Source organism: Galbibacter kalidii (assembly GCF_026241135.1).
In the GTDB taxonomy this organism is placed as follows: Bacteria; Bacteroidota; Bacteroidia; order Flavobacteriales; family Flavobacteriaceae; genus Galbibacter.
The window spans coordinates 34808-53470 of sequence record NZ_JAPFGA010000014.1; the positions used below are offsets into that span (position 1 = coordinate 34808).

Annotated in this window: 17 protein-coding genes; 9 read left to right on the top strand and 8 right to left on the bottom strand. The window is 39.1% G+C overall.

What is annotated here, in order from left to right:
- Window positions 1-74 precede the first annotated feature (74 nt).
- Window positions 75-1004: a DUF58 domain-containing protein gene (locus OOZ15_RS14070; protein WP_265957064.1), complete on the bottom strand. Its 930-nt coding sequence runs from the start codon at window positions 1002-1004 to the stop codon at window positions 75-77.
- A 422-nt stretch (window positions 1005-1426) separates the two neighbouring features.
- Here OOZ15_RS14070 and OOZ15_RS14075 point away from each other — a divergent pair, with 422 nt between their 5' ends.
- From OOZ15_RS14075 to OOZ15_RS14100, 6 genes are all read left to right on the top strand, one after another.
- Complete coding sequence (locus tag OOZ15_RS14075) at window positions 1427-2305, top strand: cell division protein FtsX (RefSeq protein WP_265957065.1); 879 nt, start codon at window positions 1427-1429, stop codon at window positions 2303-2305.
- A 10-nt stretch (window positions 2306-2315) separates the two neighbouring features.
- Entirely contained in the window at window positions 2316-2588 is a 273-nt protein-coding gene (locus OOZ15_RS14080) for a DUF3098 domain-containing protein (protein WP_265957066.1), read from the top strand.
- A gap of 17 nt (window positions 2589-2605) precedes the next feature.
- Window positions 2606-3400, top strand: coding sequence for an undecaprenyl-diphosphate phosphatase (locus OOZ15_RS14085; protein ID WP_265957067.1), 795 nt, complete (start codon window positions 2606-2608; stop codon window positions 3398-3400).
- A gap of 23 nt (window positions 3401-3423) precedes the next feature.
- Window positions 3424-4113 carry a tRNA pseudouridine(55) synthase TruB gene (gene truB, locus OOZ15_RS14090; protein WP_265957068.1) on the top strand — a complete coding sequence of 230 codons (690 nt, stop codon included), beginning with the start codon at window positions 3424-3426 and terminating at the stop codon, window positions 4111-4113.
- A gap of 49 nt (window positions 4114-4162) precedes the next feature.
- Window positions 4163-4936, top strand: a complete 774-nt coding sequence (locus tag OOZ15_RS14095; RefSeq protein WP_265957069.1) for a hypothetical protein — start codon at window positions 4163-4165, stop codon at window positions 4934-4936.
- Between the two features lie 180 nt (window positions 4937-5116).
- Entirely contained in the window at window positions 5117-5674 is a 558-nt protein-coding gene (locus OOZ15_RS14100) for a DNA-3-methyladenine glycosylase I (RefSeq protein ID WP_265957070.1), read from the top strand.
- 244 nt (window positions 5675-5918) lie between these two features.
- Here OOZ15_RS14100 and OOZ15_RS14105 read toward each other — a convergent pair whose 3' ends face one another.
- The 4 genes from OOZ15_RS14105 to OOZ15_RS14120 all read right to left on the bottom strand — a co-directional run bounded on the left by OOZ15_RS14105 (window position 5919) and on the right by OOZ15_RS14120 (window position 10688).
- On the bottom strand, window positions 5919-8198 hold the full coding sequence (locus OOZ15_RS14105; RefSeq protein WP_265957071.1) for a S9 family peptidase: 2280 nt from the start codon (window positions 8196-8198) through the stop codon (window positions 5919-5921).
- 261 nt (window positions 8199-8459) lie between these two features.
- Entirely contained in the window at window positions 8460-9101 is a 642-nt protein-coding gene (aat, locus tag OOZ15_RS14110) for a leucyl/phenylalanyl-tRNA--protein transferase (RefSeq protein WP_265957072.1), read from the bottom strand.
- Between the two features lie 304 nt (window positions 9102-9405).
- Entirely contained in the window at window positions 9406-9783 is a 378-nt protein-coding gene (locus OOZ15_RS14115) for a DUF3127 domain-containing protein (RefSeq protein WP_265957073.1), read from the bottom strand.
- Between the two features lie 29 nt (window positions 9784-9812).
- Window positions 9813-10688 (bottom strand): flavin reductase family protein, encoded by an 876-nt coding sequence (locus OOZ15_RS14120; protein ID WP_265957074.1) that lies wholly within the window; start codon window positions 10686-10688, stop codon window positions 9813-9815.
- A 284-nt stretch (window positions 10689-10972) separates the two neighbouring features.
- Between OOZ15_RS14120 and OOZ15_RS14125 the strand changes: the two genes are divergently transcribed.
- Window positions 10973-12118: a sensor histidine kinase gene (locus tag OOZ15_RS14125; RefSeq protein ID WP_265957075.1), complete on the top strand. Its 1146-nt coding sequence runs from the start codon at window positions 10973-10975 to the stop codon at window positions 12116-12118.
- A 286-nt stretch (window positions 12119-12404) separates the two neighbouring features.
- Window positions 12405-12770: a hypothetical protein gene (locus OOZ15_RS14130; protein WP_265957076.1), complete on the top strand. Its 366-nt coding sequence runs from the start codon at window positions 12405-12407 to the stop codon at window positions 12768-12770.
- Here the strand turns inward: OOZ15_RS14130 and OOZ15_RS14135 are convergent.
- Together OOZ15_RS14135 and trxA are read right to left on the bottom strand one after the other, a co-directional pair.
- Window positions 12754-13143: an HIT family protein gene (locus OOZ15_RS14135; protein WP_265957077.1), complete on the bottom strand. Its 390-nt coding sequence runs from the start codon at window positions 13141-13143 to the stop codon at window positions 12754-12756. The two genes, OOZ15_RS14130 and OOZ15_RS14135, sit on opposite strands and share 17 nt — an antisense overlap.
- A gap of 93 nt (window positions 13144-13236) precedes the next feature.
- Complete coding sequence (gene trxA, locus OOZ15_RS14140) at window positions 13237-13554, bottom strand: thioredoxin (RefSeq protein WP_265957078.1); 318 nt, start codon at window positions 13552-13554, stop codon at window positions 13237-13239.
- 183 nt (window positions 13555-13737) lie between these two features.
- Between trxA and OOZ15_RS14145 the strand changes: the two genes are divergently transcribed.
- Window positions 13738-14175 (top strand): 3D domain-containing protein, encoded by a 438-nt coding sequence (locus OOZ15_RS14145; RefSeq protein WP_265957079.1) that lies wholly within the window; start codon window positions 13738-13740, stop codon window positions 14173-14175.
- Between the two features lie 41 nt (window positions 14176-14216).
- On the opposite strand, the gene dnaE is transcribed toward OOZ15_RS14145, so the two are convergent.
- Window positions 14217-18599 (bottom strand): DNA polymerase III subunit alpha, encoded by a 4383-nt coding sequence (dnaE, locus tag OOZ15_RS14150; RefSeq protein ID WP_265957080.1) that lies wholly within the window; start codon window positions 18597-18599, stop codon window positions 14217-14219.
- Window positions 18600-18663: the final 64 nt, after the last annotated feature.

An 18663-nucleotide genomic window follows, 5' to 3' on the forward strand; every position in this document is an offset into this window, starting at 1 on the left:
CGGATGCAAATATACGCCCCATTTTTAATTACACAAACGTTTTCCTTAAAAAAATTAAATAAAAAACCAACCGGCTAAATAAACTTTTGACGCTCAACAAGGTAAGTGGTTAAAATTTTGTTGATATCCTGCTGTACATCAGCTTCAACGTACTTTATTTTATACTGCATACACTGCAATTTCAAACTGTCGAGATATTTTTTCATTCGCTCTTCGTAGCCAAGTTGTACATTTTCAGCAAACAGGTTGATGGCTTCCCCGGTTTCGACATCGACAAATCGCTTTGGGGTGTTCTCAAAATTGAAATTGAATTCCTTTTCCTTGTCCATCACATGAAAAAGGATCACCTCGTGTTTGTTGTACTTTAAATGCTGAAGGGCCCGAAACAAAGCTTTATCATCGGTTTCGGTCTGGAACATATCGGTAAACAGAAAAATAAGGCTTCTACGGTGTATTTTTTCTGCTATTTGATGCAGATAGGTATAGGTTTTTGTGCCACTGGCTTTTACCGTTGTGTTTACCACTCCTTCCAAAGTATCCAACAAAAGGTGGCGATGGCGCTCACTCCCCTTTTCGGGTGCGTAAAAATCGTAGGCGTCTGAATAGATGCTCATCCCTACGGCATCCCTCTGTTTTTTCAATAGTTTCATCAGGGCTGCGGAGGCCAATACGGAAAATCCTATTTTGTTTAACCGGTCAACCGACTGTGTTTTTAGCGACGGATAGTGCATGGAAGCCGAGTTGTCAATAATAATATGACACCTCAAGTTGGTTTCTTCGTCGTATTTTTTGGTGTAGAGCTTGTCCGTTTTGGCAAAAAGTTTCCAATCGATATGCCGGGTGCTTTCGCCTTGATTGTAAATTTTATGTTCGGCAAATTCTGATGAGAACCCGTGAAACGGACTCTTGTGCATTCCACTGATAAAGCCTTCTACTACTTGTCCTGCCAATAGGTCCAGGTTATCGGATAGCTGTAATTTGTTTAATGTTTGCCTTAATTTCATTTTTTTTATTATTCAATGTCAGTTTTGTTCTAAATAAATTTCACCTGTTCTTTTTTGCATTGCCCAAAAAAGAACCAAAAAAGTCTAGGCTGATGATAAAAACATAAGAAAATACTACGGAATCCCCAGCCACAGATAAAAATAACTCATTCCGCCTTGAGGGCGGAACTCAAACAGATTTTTATCTTCTTGCCCCGCTGCTTCCTTGATTTTCAATGTTTTTATCATAGGCCGAAAAACCCAAACATTGAAAATTTCATCTAAACCTTAACAAGTTCAGTAAAATTCAATATAAATGTTTTGGACACTATTGATTTAATATCTTTTCAACACCTAAACAACAAACACAAAAGGTTCACCGTTATAAATTATCGTGATTAAATTTACTTTATTACTTTTACACATCCAATTATATTAACCGTATGAGCAAATCTTTTGAGCGCTATCAAAAACGCAAACTAATATCTTCTTACTTTTCTGTTGTATTAAGTATTGCGCTTGTTCTGTTTCTTCTCGGCGCGCTGGGTCTTTTGGTTATAAACACCAAAAAACTGGCCGATCATTTTAAAGAGCAGGTTGCCATTACCGTATTTTTAAAAGACACGGCAAAAGAGGTGGAGATAAATCAGTTGCAAAAAAGCCTTGCCATGGCCGAATATACCAAATCGGCCACCTATGTTTCAAAAGATGAAGCCGCAGAATCGCACAGTCAGGAAATTGGAGAGAATTTTTTGGAGTTTCTGGGGTATAATCCGCTGCAAAATTCTATAGATGTACATTTAAATGCAGGATATGTGGCTACGGACAGTATTCAAAAGATAGCTGATTATCTAGCCAAAAAAGAATATGTCGCCGATATCGCATACGACAAACCTCTTATTACCTTGCTGAATGAAAATGTAAAACGCATGAGCTTTTGGATCCTTATCGCCAGTGGGGTTTTTACGATTATTGCCGTGTTGCTCATCAACAGTTCTATCCGTCTTTCAGTATATTCAAAAAGATTTATCATAAAAACCATGCAAATGGTGGGGGCTACCAAACGTTTTATCCGCCGTCCTTTTATATGGAACAGTATAAAATTGGGCATGGTTGGTGCCTTGGTCGCCATGATTGCCATGGGGGGCGTACTTTATTATGTCAATGTGAAAATGCCCCAACTGAGCTTGTTTTCTGAACCGATAACACTAATTGGTCTTTTTCTGGGTATCTTTGTCATCGGAATTATTATCACATGGATAAGCACCTATATCGCGACACAACGCTTTTTAAACCTAAGGACAGACGATCTGTATTATTAAAATAACGCATATGTCAAAAAAGAAGAATCAAAATACAAAGACTGATCAAGAATTCATCTTTCAGAAGAAAAACTATATGTTCATGTTCATTGGTCTTGCCTTTATCGTGCTCGGGTTTATTCTGATGAGCGGCGGTGGTAGTGACGACCCCAATGTTTTCAATACGGATATTTTCAGTTTTAGAAGAATCCGTCTTGCTCCGACATTGATTCTTATCGGTTTTGGTATTGAAGTGTACGCTATTCTCCTGAATCCGAATAAAAAGAAATCCAACAACCCATAAACTCCATCACATAAATAATGGATGTAATTGATGCTATTATCCTGGGAATCATTCAAGGACTTACCGAATTTCTCCCGGTTTCCTCTAGTGGCCATTTAGAATTGGGGAAAGCTATTTTGGGTGATCATTCCTTGCCACAGGAAAGTTTACTGTTCACGGTTGTTTTACACTTCGCTACGGCACTAAGTACCATGGTGGTTTTCAGAAAAGACATTTATGACATTATAAAAGGAATCTTCCAATCGACATGGAACGAAGAAAAGGTATTCTCGTTAAAAATCATCCTTTCCATGGTTCCGGCGGCGCTTATCGGTTTCTTTTTTGAGGAACAACTCGAACTATTGTTCGGTGGTAATATCGTATTGGTCGGTTTTATGCTGATCGTCACTGCGCTTTTATTGTATCTGGCTGACAAAGCAAAAAACACCGGAAAGAAAGTGAGCTATTCCAATGCCTTTGTTATTGGTGTGTCACAGGCCATCGCCTTGCTTCCGGGGGTTTCCAGATCCGGAGCTACGATCTCCACTTCCGTATTACTTGGGAATGATAAAAGCAAGGCCGCCCGTTTTTCATTTTTGATGGTCGTCCCTTTAATCTTCGGGAAAATAGCAAAAGACATTCTAAGCGGTGCGCTTTCATATGATAGTGTTCATATACAATCCCTTTCTGTAGGGTTTATCGCTGCTTTTATATCGGGAATACTGGCCTGTACGTGGATGATCAAACTTGTAAAGAACAGCAAACTTATTTATTTTGCTATATATTGCTTTATTGTTGGATTGGTAGCTATTTTCCTTGGCTACTACTATTAAAGGTGGGTTCTAAAAATTGATTCATGGCTTATACTGAAGAGCAAATAAAAAACGGACAAATACTTCTTATTGACAAACCCCTTGAGTGGTCTTCTTTTCAGGCGGTAAACAAGATAAAATGGGCCATTAAGAAAAAGTTTGGGCTTAAAAAGATAAAAGTAGGTCATGCCGGTACTTTAGATCCACTTGCTACAGGCTTACTTATTATCTGCACCGGAAAATTCACTAAAAAGATCCCTGAACTGCAAGGTCAGGTTAAAGAATATACGGGAACCATCACTTTGGGAGCCACGCGACCGTCGTATGACATGGAAACCGAAATAGACAGCACCTACCCTACTGAACACATTACGGAAGAAAAAATCCGGGAAAACACCAAGCAATTTACCGGGGTTATCGAACAATATCCACCGGTTTTTTCCGCTTTAAAAAAAGGGGGAAAACGTTTGTATGAATATGCCCGCGAAGGGAAAGAGGTGGAAATAAAACCACGGAATGTTGAAATCACCGAATTTGAGATCACCCATATTCAACTTCCCGAAGTACAATTTAGGGTGGTTTGCAGCAAAGGTACCTACATCCGTTCGCTCGCCCATGATTTTGGAAAATCTTTGGAATCAGGAGCTTATCTTTCTGAACTCAGGAGAACCAAAATAGGTGATTTCAACGTAAATAAAGCCATAAGTCCGGACGCTTTTACAACTTTATTATAATCGTAGTTGGTGAAATTTTTTATCTTTAGCGTCCAAGTCGTTTTAAAATATGAACTTTAATACCATAATAGCAAAGCTTGACAAGGTTGGTGACAAGATCATTGACGGAATTAACGGGCTTAACAACAAACAGCTTTCTTTTATCATCACCAGCTGCTTGATGGGAATCATTATCCTTACCATCTTCAATATCCGAATGGCGGGCCAACAAGAAGAAGAATTCTTGTATGAGCTGAGTTTTGATGAAGAATTACTTGAAGAAGTTCCAATGGAAGAGGAAGTTGTGATGGAAGAGCTGGAAACCCATCAGGCCTATAACGAAGCCATGGAAAGTAAATATTCCCAAGAATTAGAGGATTTTAAAACTCTGGAAGAATTGGCGCAGGAAGCGCAGGAAGCTGCCAGTGAAAATCCGGAGAACTCCGAATTGAACGATCTTTCGCTTGATAATACTTATGCCAAAGAAATGGCCGAAAAACTAAGGGAACAACGCGAAAAAATAAAAAGCCTGAACAAAGAAGATGACGCTCCTAAGCCTAATATCAAAAGGAGAACTACCATTACCTATTCTTTGTTAGATCGTACTCACATCAAACTTGCCAATCCCGTTTATACCTGCCAGAGTTTTGGTAAAGTGGTGATCAACATCATAGTAGATTCCAATGGTTTTGTTACCGACGCCAGCCATAATAGGAATAGCTCTAATACCAGTAACGCTTGCTTGGTTGAAAATGCCATTAAATATGCATTACGGTCTCGATTTGCAGCAAAATCGACTGCAGAACAACGCGGAACGATTACCTATTTGTTTCAGGGGGAATAATACATTGTGGGTTCTTTTTCATAGCAAACCTTGCGTATTCCCTTACGCTCCCTACGTTTAGGTTTAACCGCAATGGACGCTAAGCAAAGCGCAAAGGGCGCAAAGAGGGTTCGCAAGGAAATTATATATGACTCCACTATTTTATTTTATACCTTTATTACCAATTAAACTCAAAAAACTATGAATCGATGTGGTTGGTGTGTGGGCGATCCGCTTTATGAAGCCTATCATGACACCGAATGGGGTGTCCCGGTATATGAGGACACTACTTTATTTGAATTTTTGATCTTGGAAACCTTTCAGGCCGGGTTGAGTTGGATCACCATCCTGCGAAAGCGGGAAAACTTCAGAAAGGCTTTTGACAACTTCGACTACAAAAAGATTGCCGCTTACGACGATGCCAAATACGAATCCTTGCTTGAGGACAAAGGTATTATCAGAAACAAGCTAAAAATAAAATCGGCTATTACCAATGCGCAAAATTTTATAAAAATACAGCAGGAATTTGGCAGTTTCAGCGATTATATCTGGGGCTTTGTGGATGGAAAGCCCATTCAAAACCATCTCAAATCATATAAAGATGCCCCGGCGAACACACCCCTTTCAGACGAGATCAGTAAAGACCTGAAAAAGCGCGGATTCAAATTTGTAGGCACCACCGTTGTCTACGCCCATATGCAAGCCACAGGTATGGTTAATGATCATGAAGTGGAATGTTTTAGGTATAAGGAAGTGTGACTTATTGCATAAAAAGAGGCTTTCTAAAAGCAACAGAAACTTAATTTGTCAGGTTGAGCGCAGTCGAAACCTACTTTTAGTTCTCGACTGCGCTCGAACTGACAGCAAACAATCTTAATTTTGTTTATTGAATTGGGTTTTCGTTCAAAAGCCTATTCTCGATACACCCCGTGGAATAAAATTGCTTCACAATATTCCACAGGGCACTCGAATTGACGGCTTTTGAAATCACATCAAACCCAGGTTATTTCAAATGCTTTGCAAAGAATCCCATCATGGCTTTATACATGGCTATTGAATTTTCTTCTTTTGCATATCCGTGTCCTTCATCATACTTAACCATGTAGGGCACATCATATCCTTTTTCACGTAAAGCACTTACGATCTGGTCTGACTCATCTATATTCACCCGTGGATCATTAGCTCCCTGTACCACAAACAAAGGCTTTTTAATCTTGTCTATCTGAAACACCGGTGATACTTCTTCCATTATTACTTTCTCTTCAGGAATATCTTCATCATACCATATTTCTTTAATTATCTTTAAATAGGGTTCCCAGTATGGAGGTATTGTTTCCATAAACGTAAACAGATTAGACACCCCAACATAATCTACTCCACAGGTATAAAGATCAGGTGTTTTTGTGAGTCCGCGCAACACCGCATACCCGCCATGGCTGCCACCATAAATAGCTACTTTATCTTTGTCTATCCATCCCTGGTCTATAGCATATTGAACACCGTCTTCTACATCGTCCATGGCTTTTCTTCCAATTTGTTTAAATCCGGATTCTAAAAACTTTCGTCCGTACCCTCCTGAAATCCTGAAATTCACTTGTAAGGTAGCATAGCCCCTACTAGCAAACAATTGAGCTTCCGGGTTAAAACCCCATGTGTCCCGGATTCCTTGTGGCCCACCATGCGGATTCACAACAAGTGGTACTTGTCCATTTGCAGCTTCTTTCGGCAGTGTAATATACCCGTGAAGGGTTAAACCGTCCCTGCTCTTAAAAGTGATCGGTTGCATTTCTGCCATGTCCTCTTCTTTTAATTGCGGCATCAGGTTGTAAAGCAATTTAAATTCGTCTTTGGCTACATCATAAGAATAGTAAGATCCGTAAAGTTTATCGCTTTGGATGAAGATCAGGTATTTACTTTCATCATCTGTAAAATCGGCAATGGAATATTGTTTTCCTTCAAACTCTTTTTCCAGTTTTGCATGTAACTTTTTGAAATAGTCACTCACAGGAATTACCACTTTTTTCACTCCTTGATATACTATATAATCAAGCTCATAATTTCTTTTTCTGGAAAGGCTTAAACTCGATACATCATAGTCTTCATTTGAAAAAACATTATCAATTATTTTGTCTTCTTTAAGGTCGTACAATAAAATTTCAGACTTGTCATTATCTAAATTGGACACCACGTAAGCATCATGAGGATTCTCTGTAGCATAATTGAATGTAATAATAGAGAAAGCATCTTTCCAGCTTAAACTTTTCATTTTTTCCGGCTCGCCCGCTTCATTAAAATAGTATAAGTCCTGTTCAACCCCATCGCGCATTTTGGTGAAGGCTTTTAAATTTCCCTTTCTGTCAAAATTATATCCGGCAACAGGATTGGCTATGTCATCATTTTTATATAGTTCTTCCATTTCCCCGGTCACGACATTTATTTTGTAGGGATCAAAAACCTGAGGATTATTTTTATTTAATGAAATTATGATATGGTCTTTATCTTCTTTTAATAATGCTAACATACTAGCTTTCACATCGTCAAAAGGGGTCAGGTCTTTAAGCTCTGAGCCATCTAAATTAACAGCATAGAGGTGATAGTTTTCATCTCCCCCTGTATCCATGGCATACACTAGGCGTTCATTGTTTAGCCAGCCATAGCCTCTAATGAGTTCTTCTTTCTCTTCAATAGCACGCGAAACTTTTCCGGTGCTTATTTCCTTGACATAAATATGACGCTTTCCATTCTCATCTTTTTCTTTATAGGAAAGGTATTTTCCGTCTGGGGAAAAATTAAAACTCGATGCTTTTGGTTTAGCAAAATAGTCTTCTACACTATATGAATAACTTCCCGAATCAAACGAGGCCAATTCCTCAAGCTCGGCATCAGACGTTACCAACTCAGGGTTGCCCGGCACTGTTTTTTCTGATCTTTCTAAATTTAAAGGTAATTCCATAGGTCCCTGATAAAACGTTCCTGATATTTTGTCTTTATTTAAATTCCCTACATATTTAATCCCCGCTTGTTTGAATGTTATTGTCAACTGATCATCAACAAACAAGGTTTCATCCATTGGGATTCCGGTAGCCCCTTGGGACGGACTGTCCATAGTTGAAGAATACCCATCGTTGGCTTTTTCTATATTAAAAACCAAAGGCATCTCATTTCCCTGAACATTTATTGTCCCTTTCCATGTTCCGGCTACTTCTTGAGCACAAAGCCCAAAACTACTGACTAAAAAAGCCAAAACAAAAACTTGCTTGATTTTAAAGATTTGTTTTTTCATCTGTTTTTAAATTTTTAGTCCGCCAACGGCGGATGAAGAAACTAAAAATTTCTTCACATTCAGGAATATACATAAACTTATTTTAACCATATTCAGTATGGTATACTTAAATAAGTTTATGTGTATTGCATAATAATTGATTAAAATGGTTAGTAATGCTCATGTAGTATCAACTCATTAGTATCGAAAAGAGCCGTTTTGTTACAGATTAAACATGACTTTTTTGTTTTTTAGAAAATCAACTATCTATGGCAACTGATCTCAATCTTTCTTTTTTAAAATCTCAATAAAATCTGTTCTGGGAATCTCCCGTGCACCGAGGGATTTCAAATGATCGGTATAAATTTGGCAGTCTATCAACTTATAATTTTCGGTCTTTAGTTTATTCGCCAAAAAGATAAAGGCTGCCTTGGAAGCATTGCTCATTTTGGAAAACATGCTCTCCCCACAAAAAACATGGCCGAGGTCAACCCCATACAAACCGCCCACCAATTTGCCTTCATGCCAAACCTCAACCGACTTCGCTATCCCCATTTTATGCAGTTTCGTATATGCCTCTTGCATATCATCGGTAATCCAGGTTCCATTTTGATCTTGGCGTTTGATTTTTGCACAATTTTCAATCACATCTTCAAAAGCCGTATTGAAAGTAATCTTAAAAATCTCCTTTTTCAATACCGATCGCATGCTTTTTGATATCTTCACCTCTTCAGGAAACAAAACCATTCGAGGATCCGGACTCCACCACAAGATCATCGACCCCTGATCAAACCATGGAAAAATCCCTTGGCGGTATGCTTCGATCAATCTTTCGACAGATAAATCGCCGCCCATCGCTACTACTCCATCCTCTGTGGCATTCTCTACAGGAGGAAATATTATTTCGTTTGTAAGAAAAAACAATTTACTACACTTATTAATAATTTTTTTTGCTTAAAAAAGTATTAAATATTAAGTTTTTCTTGGTAATCTGCAATTTTTATTAGATTTTTGATACTGTCGTTGCAACCAAATTATTTTCATCATTGCTTTTTGAGTTTAATGCAATGGCAGCCTAAAACCACAACATTAAGTCCCGAATATTTTTTGTTCGGGGCTTTTTTATTTAAAAAACTAATTGAGCCTCACCTACCTATGGGGACAAAAAAAGGAACTCGTATTTCGTTTACAAGTTCCTTTTTGATTTTTTCTGTTCTGTTGTTCTTTCTCAGAAAGGAAGATCGTCGTGATCATCCTCATTAAAATCCTTGGCAGGCTCAAAAGCATCTTCAGGTGGCATCGGAGGCATTTGTTGATTGTCCCCGGCAGTCTCCAAACTTTCGATACGCCATCCTTGAATGGAGTTAAAATATTTGGTTTCCCCTTGTGGATTTACCCATTCTCTTCCTCTTAAATTGATACTTATCTTAGCCTGTTGTCCCACTTGAAAGGCATCCAGCAACTCACATTTATCTTGAATGAATTCAACCATAATATGTTGTGGATACTGCTCTTCAGTAGTGATAACTATTTCTCTTTTCCTGAAACCGTTGTTTCCGTATGTTTTGGTTTCGTCAATCAATTTTATTCTTCCTTGTATTTCCATGTTTCAAAAATATTAAAATTCTTCTATTTCTACTTATTAGCCAATAATAATTTCCATGCGGCCATCACATCGTTTGTGGCAATCAATTCCTGCGCTTTTTTGTGTATTTGACTCACATCATCTGCACTCAAAATCCTTTTGACTTCGATGGAATGTGATACATAATCTTCCACTTCTTCTTTGGTTGGCAATCTTTCCACATTGCCCAAGATACCCAAGTCGTTTCCTGTAAGCACTTTACTATACCTAATGGCAGACGGGATCTTATCAACCCCAATCCCGATGCTCGACAAGGGTTTTGGCACTTCAAACATGCCCAGATTGGAACGGCAATACCAATTCCCTCCCATTCTACTCACCAAATCTATTTTATGTTGATCAATCTCTCCGTTTTCATCCAGTACAGCCTCATTAATGTGCATTTTTAGCACTTCACAAACGATTAAATTCCCGGCACCTCCTTCTTTTCCCAAGGAGATCACTTCATTGACCTTGCATTCAAATTGCACCGGGGATTCGGCTACCCGAAACGGTTTTACCATTTCTGATCTCAACATCGTTAGACCTGCTTTTTCAAATTCGTTGACATCCTTTGCATATTCGGTACTGCTCAAAGAAGCTTGTTGCACAATATCGTGATTCACCACATTGATAACCACCTCCTTGGTTTTCAACACATTTTCCAGGGTGTGTTTTGTGGTGTTGTCCCTCACCCTTCTGTTTGCCGAAAAAATCATAATGGGTGGTTTGGAGCTAAACACATTAAAAAAGCTGAAAGGCGACAGATTCACATTCCCCTTTTTGTCAATCGTACTTGCAAAAGCAATTGGCCTTGGAGCTACGGCCTTTAATAAATACCCGTGGAATTTACCCGTTGGAATGTTGTTGGGATCTATTGTTAACATCGAGACATTTTAAACAAAAATAGCCTAAATAAAAGAGCTGTAAAAATGTTTTCCTTTATATTCGGAGAATCAATGCTCAATTCCAACCCGATTACATCCCACAATCAAAATTAGTCTCCCCTTTACAATAAAATTAAAGGTTTTGCTTTATATTTATGCAATGAGCTCGGGTAAAAACCATCTTTTTCTTCAATTAAAATGAAACGTTTTTTTGGACATACAAGGACACGATCGCAGGCGTTCCCTATCGATAAATACCGGGATGACCATTAAGAAATAAACACATGAAAAAAACCACACGTTGGATCTTAATTGTTTCCTCATTTGTAATTGTTGTTTCCATACTTTGGAATACGTATGTCTTTTTTCAGAAATTCAAAGAAGAAGAACGCACCAAAATGAAGATATGGGCCGAAGCCATGGGGGAATTTCTTCAAACCACCAATTTAGAACGCGACTTGGGGAAACTTACACTGGAAGTACTAAAAAACAATACCAGTACCCCGATGATCTATGTAGGGAACGAAGGCGATATTACATCAAACAACCTTCCCGAGAGAAAGGCCGGGGATTCGATTTACCTTCAAAAAAAAATAAGGCAATTCAATGCTGAAAACGTTCCTATTGAAGTCACTTTCAAAAACGACAAATACGGAACCCTCTATTACGGCAATTCCGAGGTGTTGAACAATCTGAAGTATTATCCAATCGCACTGATCCTCATTATCGTTTTCTTCAGTGCTTCGGTTTACTTTTTTTACAGAACGGCAAAAATATCAGATCAAAACAAGCTCTGGGCAGGAATGGCCAAAGAAACAGCCCATCAAATAGGAACACCGCTTTCTTCCCTACTCGGCTGGGCGGAAATATTAAAAAGTGAGGATATAAACCCTGACATCACTACTGAAATAGAAAAGGACATCGACAGGCTTTCCACCATCACCGAACGCTTTTCAAAAATAGGTTCTATTCCGGCTCTGGAAAAGAGAAATATTGTAGCTGAAACCAAAGAAGCTTTTCAATATTTACAATCGAGAAGTTCGAAGATGGTCGATTTTCAATTTCAGGCTTCAAAAGAGGCTATCTATTGCAATATCAACGATCAACTGTACAGTTGGACCATCGAAAACCTCATCAAAAATGCCATAGATGCCATGAAAGGCAAAGGAAAACTCTCTATTGAAATTACTTCGGATAAGAAAACAGCAAAAATAAACGTTATAGATACCGGAAAAGGAATCCATAAAAGTAATTTTATAAAAATATTTGAACCGGGTTATACAACCAAAAAAAGAGGATGGGGTCTCGGATTATCTTTAGTCAAAAGAATCATAGAGGATTACCACAATGGAAAAGTAAAGGTTTTAAATTCGGTGATAAATAAGGGAACCACAATACAAATTGTACTGAAGGTGGTTTCTAAAAATTGATTTGCATTGAAATTTTCATAGTTTTTTAGAGACAATGAAAATTTTAGCAACGCTATCGCAGGATAACGTAAGAAAATTTGAAGCAGTATATGAAAAACTATGAAAACCCAAAGGGAACGAATATAACAAGCAATCTGACTGCGTTATATTTTTTTGCAATAGCTAAGGCTATTCCAAAAAAATATGCCTTGCACCTTATTTGTTATCTTCATTTTTCAAAAGAAAGCAATTTTTAGAACCCACCTTAAAGTTTTAGATTCATAAATTAGCACAAAAAACAAGCCCCGTGAAAACAAAACAGAAAGAAATAAAACAAGCTTCGTTAACCAATAATTGTCCTGAATGTTTTTCAAACGAAGGTCTCCTACTCACCTTTTATCAAAAACATATTGAAGGACTTTTATTTAAAAGAGCCACCAGCCAAATTTCAGATATTATTGTGTGTAATAACTGCAATACTACCATATACCCGGTAAGGTGGACCGATGATATAGAAAGGGTTCGAGAATTTTATCAGAAAACGGTAGAAAAGCCGAGAACTTATTTCAGGCTTACTGGATGGGGTGTTCTTGGCTTATTAATAATTTTCCTGATCGCTGTCAGTATTTTTATGTATTACTATTATCCTGAAGTTCTTAAAGAAATTCTCTAATCTTTTCAGCAACTTTTTCAAACTCCTCAGGGGAAAGGTTGACTTTGTGTTGAAAGGTCATTTCTTTCATACTATTCAGTGGAATCAAGTGGATGTGTACGTGAGGAACTTCCAATCCTACTACAGCTACTCCTACCCGCTGACAATCGATAGCTCTTTCCATTGCTATTGCCACTTTTCTTGAAAAAGCCATGAGCCCGGCATAAGTCTCTTCATCGAGATCAAAAAGTTTATCCACTTCTTTCTTAGGAATACAGAGCGTGTGTCCTAAAGCATTAGGGTTAATATCCAAAAAGGCATAAAAATTGTCATCTTCGGCAATTTTATAGCTCGGGATTTCTCCATTAACAATTTTGGTAAAAATGGACGCCATTATAAATTAGTTGGTTTTACTTGCAATATAATCTAAAATAAAAAAGGTTTGGTAATTACCAAACCTTTTTTATACAATAGATCGTTAATTTTCTTATAACAAAGAATCAATTGCTTCCGAATAAGAATTCTTAGGAGCTACGCCTACTTGTCTTCCAACAACTTCTCCATTTTGGAAAACCAATACCGTAGGAATGTTTCTCACTCCATATTTAGCTGCGAATTCCTGATTGGCATCCACATCTACTTTTCCCACTACAGCTTTTCCTTCGTATTCTTCACTCAACTGTTCGATAATCGGACCAACCATTCTACATGGACCACACCAAGCTGCCCAAAAATCTACTAAAACAGGTTTGTCGCTTTTCAAAACCACTTCGTCAAAAGTAGCATCTGTTATTTCTAAAGCCATTTTATTTATGTTTAAATGTTACTCAATTTTTTTACGCTACAAATTTAGTCAAATATTCTTCCAAACCTTACAGCGGTTGTATTTGTTTTGATTATCAGTGCATTTGATTTTTCGATAGTACGATATCGGTGCTTTTTTCGTTATCTATCTTAAGAACTCGTTTAAACGCTCAATTATAAGTCAATGCTATATTTCAGCAAAATAAATAAAATATACAGTTCTTTTATCTTTTTAGTCTTTCTTCTGAACGCGACTTTCGGTTGTGCACAGAAAAAAGAAATTCCGGACGATGATTTCAACTGGAAACCACTTACGGTAAAAGCCTCTGCCTATAACTCCATGCAGGGACAAACCGTTGGACATCCTACCATAGCCGCATGGGGAGACACACTGCGCCCCGGTATAAAAGCTGTTGCTATTTCCAGGGATCTTATAAAACTCGGCATCACCAAAAACACCCCTATTAAAATTGAAGGTTTTGACGGTATTTATCTCGTTAAAGATAAAATGAACGCTCGCTACAGCAAAAAAATCGATATCTATATGGGTACTGAACGCCAAAAAGCGATCAATTTTGGCATCAAAACCCTTAAAATCTGGTATGGAATTCCGGTGGATTAAAAATTCCAACAGAGAAATGAGAGAGGTCTTTATACTTATAATTAATTCAACTTATAAACCACATCTTCTTGTTTGAGCTGGTCGAGGAGTTCGTTGGAGATTTGTACTTTTTGTTTTCGGCTTGGCATGTTGAGTTTTATTTTTTCTTCAATTTCATGCACTACAAAATTCAGCGTACTATCGCCTTTGTGTAATGAAATCACCTGTTTCAATGTTTCAATACGTTGTTCTGCCAGTTCTTCCAACCGTAGATGAATGGTTAGTTTTCTGGCATATTTATCCATCACATCCTGAAGTTGTTCCATCGAGTTGTATTGCAGTCTCGGGTCACCTTTCTTTCCGGTTTCCCTATTGGTCCATCCCTCTTTTATATACACTTTGATATAGATAAAGGAGTTAATCATCAGAAAATGGCGAAACTTCAGATATTCTTCCCCAAAAATCTTAAACTCGTATGTATCTGTGTAGTCTTCCACCGAAAAAATGGCCCAGCCTTTACCGTTTTTTGAAGTGCGGTGTTGCACATCAGTAATCACCCCGGCAAAAGAGACTTCCCTGTTCAGTAACTGCTCAGGATCATTAAAAGCCCCTACATTGCTATTGCAGAACACCTTTATTTCCGTTTTAAAATCATCCAAGGGGTGTCCGGAAATATAGATCCCCACCACTTCTTTTTCCCGTCTTAATTTCTCCATAGTCCCCCACGAATCACATGGTGGCACCTGTGGTTCGGGAATTTGGACTTCACTCGCTTCTCCAAAGAGACTCACCTGGGAAGAATTTGCATTTTCCTGAAACTTTGCTCCATATTTTATGGCCTTTTCCAAGAAGGTAATCCCATCGCCTTCATCGTGAAAATATTGTGCTCTGTGTGTATCCCCAAAAGAATCAAAACCACCGGCCAAAGCCAAGTTTTCAAATGCTTTTTTATTGGCCGCCCTTAGGTCGACCCGCTTGGCCAAATCGAAAACTGATTTGTATTTTTCTTCATCCCTGCATTCAACTATGGTTTTTACAGCACCTCGTCCAACACCTTTTATCGCCCCCATTCCAAAACGGATTGCATTGTCTTTGTTTACCGTAAATTTATAGTAGGATTCGTTTACGTCAGGACCGAGCACTGTAATTCCCATCCGTTTACATTCTTCAAGGAAGAAAGTCACCTGCTTGATGTCATTCATATTGTTCGACAACACTGCCGCCATATATTCCGCCGGGTAATTCGCTTTTAAATAAGCCGTTTGATAACCAATCCACGCATAACAGGTAGAATGTGATTTATTGAACGCATAACTCGCAAAGGCCTCCCAGTCTTTCCATATTTTTTCCAAGGTTTCCCGCGAATGTCCGTTTTCCTCACCACCATCCAAGAACTTCGGCTTCAATTGTTCCAGCAAGGAAAATATCTTTTTCCCCATGGCCTTACGAAGTACATCGGCTTCACCTTTGGAGAATCCGGCCAGTTTTTGGGAAAGCAACATCACCTGCTCCTGGTAGACCGTGATCCCATAGGTTTCCTTAAGGTATTCCTCCATGGCTTCGAGATCATATTTGATCTCTTCCTCCCCATGTTTTCTTCGGATAAAACTCGGGATATATTCCAACGGCCCCGGACGATACAAGGCATTCATGGCAATAAGATCGGCAAACACAGTAGGTTTCAGATCTTTCATGTGTTTCTGCATCCCGGCAGATTCGTATTGGAATATCCCTACGGTTTCCCCTCTTTGAAAGAGTTCGTATGTTTTTTGATCGTCCAACGGAAATTCATCCGGATTCAGATCGATCCCGTGTTTGTATTTCACCAATTTGACCGTGTCTTTGATCAAGGTCAATGTCTTCAATCCCAAGAAGTCCATTTTTAACAGTCCGGCGTTTTCCACGACGGAGTTATCAAATTGGGTTACATACAGATCGGAATCTTTTGCGATGGAAACAGGAACGAATTTTGTAATATCATCCGGTGTGATGATCACCCCGCAGGCATGAATTCCCGTGTTACGTACCGAACCTTCGAGCACCCTTGCTTGATTTACAGTTTGTGCTTCCAAATCATTCCCTTCGGATATATTTTTAAGTTCGTTGACCTTCAGCAATTCATCTGCACGCAAACTCGATTTCAATTTTGCATCATCAAAACCAAAGATTTTGGCCAGTTTCATATTGGGAATCAACTTGGCAATCCTATCTGCATCGTGTAACGGAAGATCAAGCACCCTGGCCGTATCCCTGATGGACGATTTTGCTGCCATCGTTCCGTAGGTGACGATCTGTGCCACCTGATTGGCTCCGTATTTCTCGATCACATAATCCATCACCCTACTTCGCCCTTCATCATCAAAATCAATATCAATATCGGGAAGTGACACCCTATCGGGATTCAAGAAACGCTCAAAAAGTAGGTCGTATTCAATGGGATCCAAATTGGTAATCCCCAAACAATATGCCACGGCAGAACCTGCCGCAGACCCCCTTCCGGGTCCGACGGACACGTCCATTTCCCGAGCAGCAGCTATAAAATCCTGAACAATCAGGAAATATCCCGGATATCCGGTATTCTCGATAACGCTCAACTCAAAATCCAGGCGTTCGCGTATCTCCTCTGTAATTTCAGGATAGCGATGCTTCGCCCCTTCATAAGTGAGGTGTCTTAAATATTTGTTTTCCCCACGTTTGCCACCGTCTTCCCTGTCTTCTTCCATCTGAAATTCCTCCGGAATGGTAAATGCCGGAAGGAGTACATCCCTTGCCAGTTCAAAAGGCTCCACTTTGTCGACAACCTCCTGGATGTTGATAATGGCTTCCGGAAGGTCTTTAAAAAGCGCTTTCATTTCGTCAGCACTTTTAAAGTAATATTCACTATTTGGCAAACCGTAACGATAACCTCGACCCCGGCCTATGGGCGTATCTTTTTTCTCGCCGTCTTTTACACACAATAGAATATCGTGTGCATTAGCATTATCTTTATTAATATAGTAGGTGTTGTTGGTCGCTACCAGTTTTACATTGTGTTTGTTCGCCAATCTGATCAGTTCAACATTCAACCTGTTCTCATCCTCTTGATCGTGACGCATTATCTCAGCGTACAAATCGTCCCCAAACTGCTCTTTCCACCACAGTAAGGCCTCTTCTGCCTGGGTTTCCCCTACATTCAAGAGCTTGCTAGGCACTTCCCCATAGAGGTTTCCTGTGAGGACAATAATATCTTCTTTATATTTTTCTACAACGGTTTTATCGATCCGGGGTACATAATAGAACCCTTCGGTATAGGCGATGGATGACATTTTTGCCAGATTGTGATATCCCTTTTTATTTTTGGCCAGCATCACAATCTGATACCCGTTATCTTTAACTTTTTTGTTTAAATGATCTTCACATACATTGAGTGTACACCCGACAATAGGTTTTATTTCCAACTCTTCAGGCTCTTCCCCATTGGCAATGGCTTCTTCATTTTTCGCCTTGGCCGCTTTGTTGTGGTTCCCTACTTCTTTCACAAAATGGAAGGCTCCCATCATATTCCCCATATCGGTCATGGCTACAGCGGGCATTTTTGCTTTGGCCGTTGCCGATACTAAATCCGGGATACTGGAAGTGGCTTGTAGGATTGAAAACTGGGTATGGTTATGAAGGTGAACAAAATCGACTTCAGCCAACTCCCTAATGTTTTGCTTCAGCTCTTCTTTTGACAGCTCTTCAGAAGGTTCTTTTTGCGCCAGCTGTTCCCTGATCTTTTTCGAAGCTTTTTTCAGGTTGATATGCTTCAATCCTATAAGTCCGATTGGTTGCGGATTGGCTTCAGAAAAGTTTTTAAAATAATCTGGGCTTACATCCAATTCTTCCCTGGTGAAGACTTCTTTTCTAATCAGTTCCAGAAAACAACGCGTAGTCGCTTCTACGTCGGCGGTTGCATTATGCGCTTCAGCAAAAGGCTCTCCAAAAAGATATTCGTGAAGTTCTGTAAGGGTAGGCAATTTAAATTTTCCGCCTCGCCCACCGGGAATACGGCACAATTCAGCCGTGGTTTCGGTACAAGTGTCCAATACCGGGAGTTCGAGCAAGCTACTATCTATGCTTTCCCTATGGAATTCAGCTCCCATGATATTGACATCAAAACCTACATTTTGACCTACGACGAACTTGGTTTTAGAAAGTGCCTCTTTGAATTTATCTAACACCTCACCCAAAGGAATTCCCTCTTCCTGAGCCAATTCGGTTGAAATTCCGTGAATTTTTTCAGCATCAAAAGGAATATTGAATCCTTCCGGTTTTATCAAATAATCCTGATGCTCGATTACATTTCCCATCTCGTCATGCAACTGCCATGCGATCTGTATGGCACGTGGCCAATTGTCAACATCGGTAACAGGGGCATCCCAGCGTTTCGGCAATCCGGTGGTTTCAGTATCAAAAATCAGGTACATAAAAAATGTTATCTCTTTAAAGTTGAAGTTTTGAACTCATTTAAGCTTTTTTGATTGAAGCGAA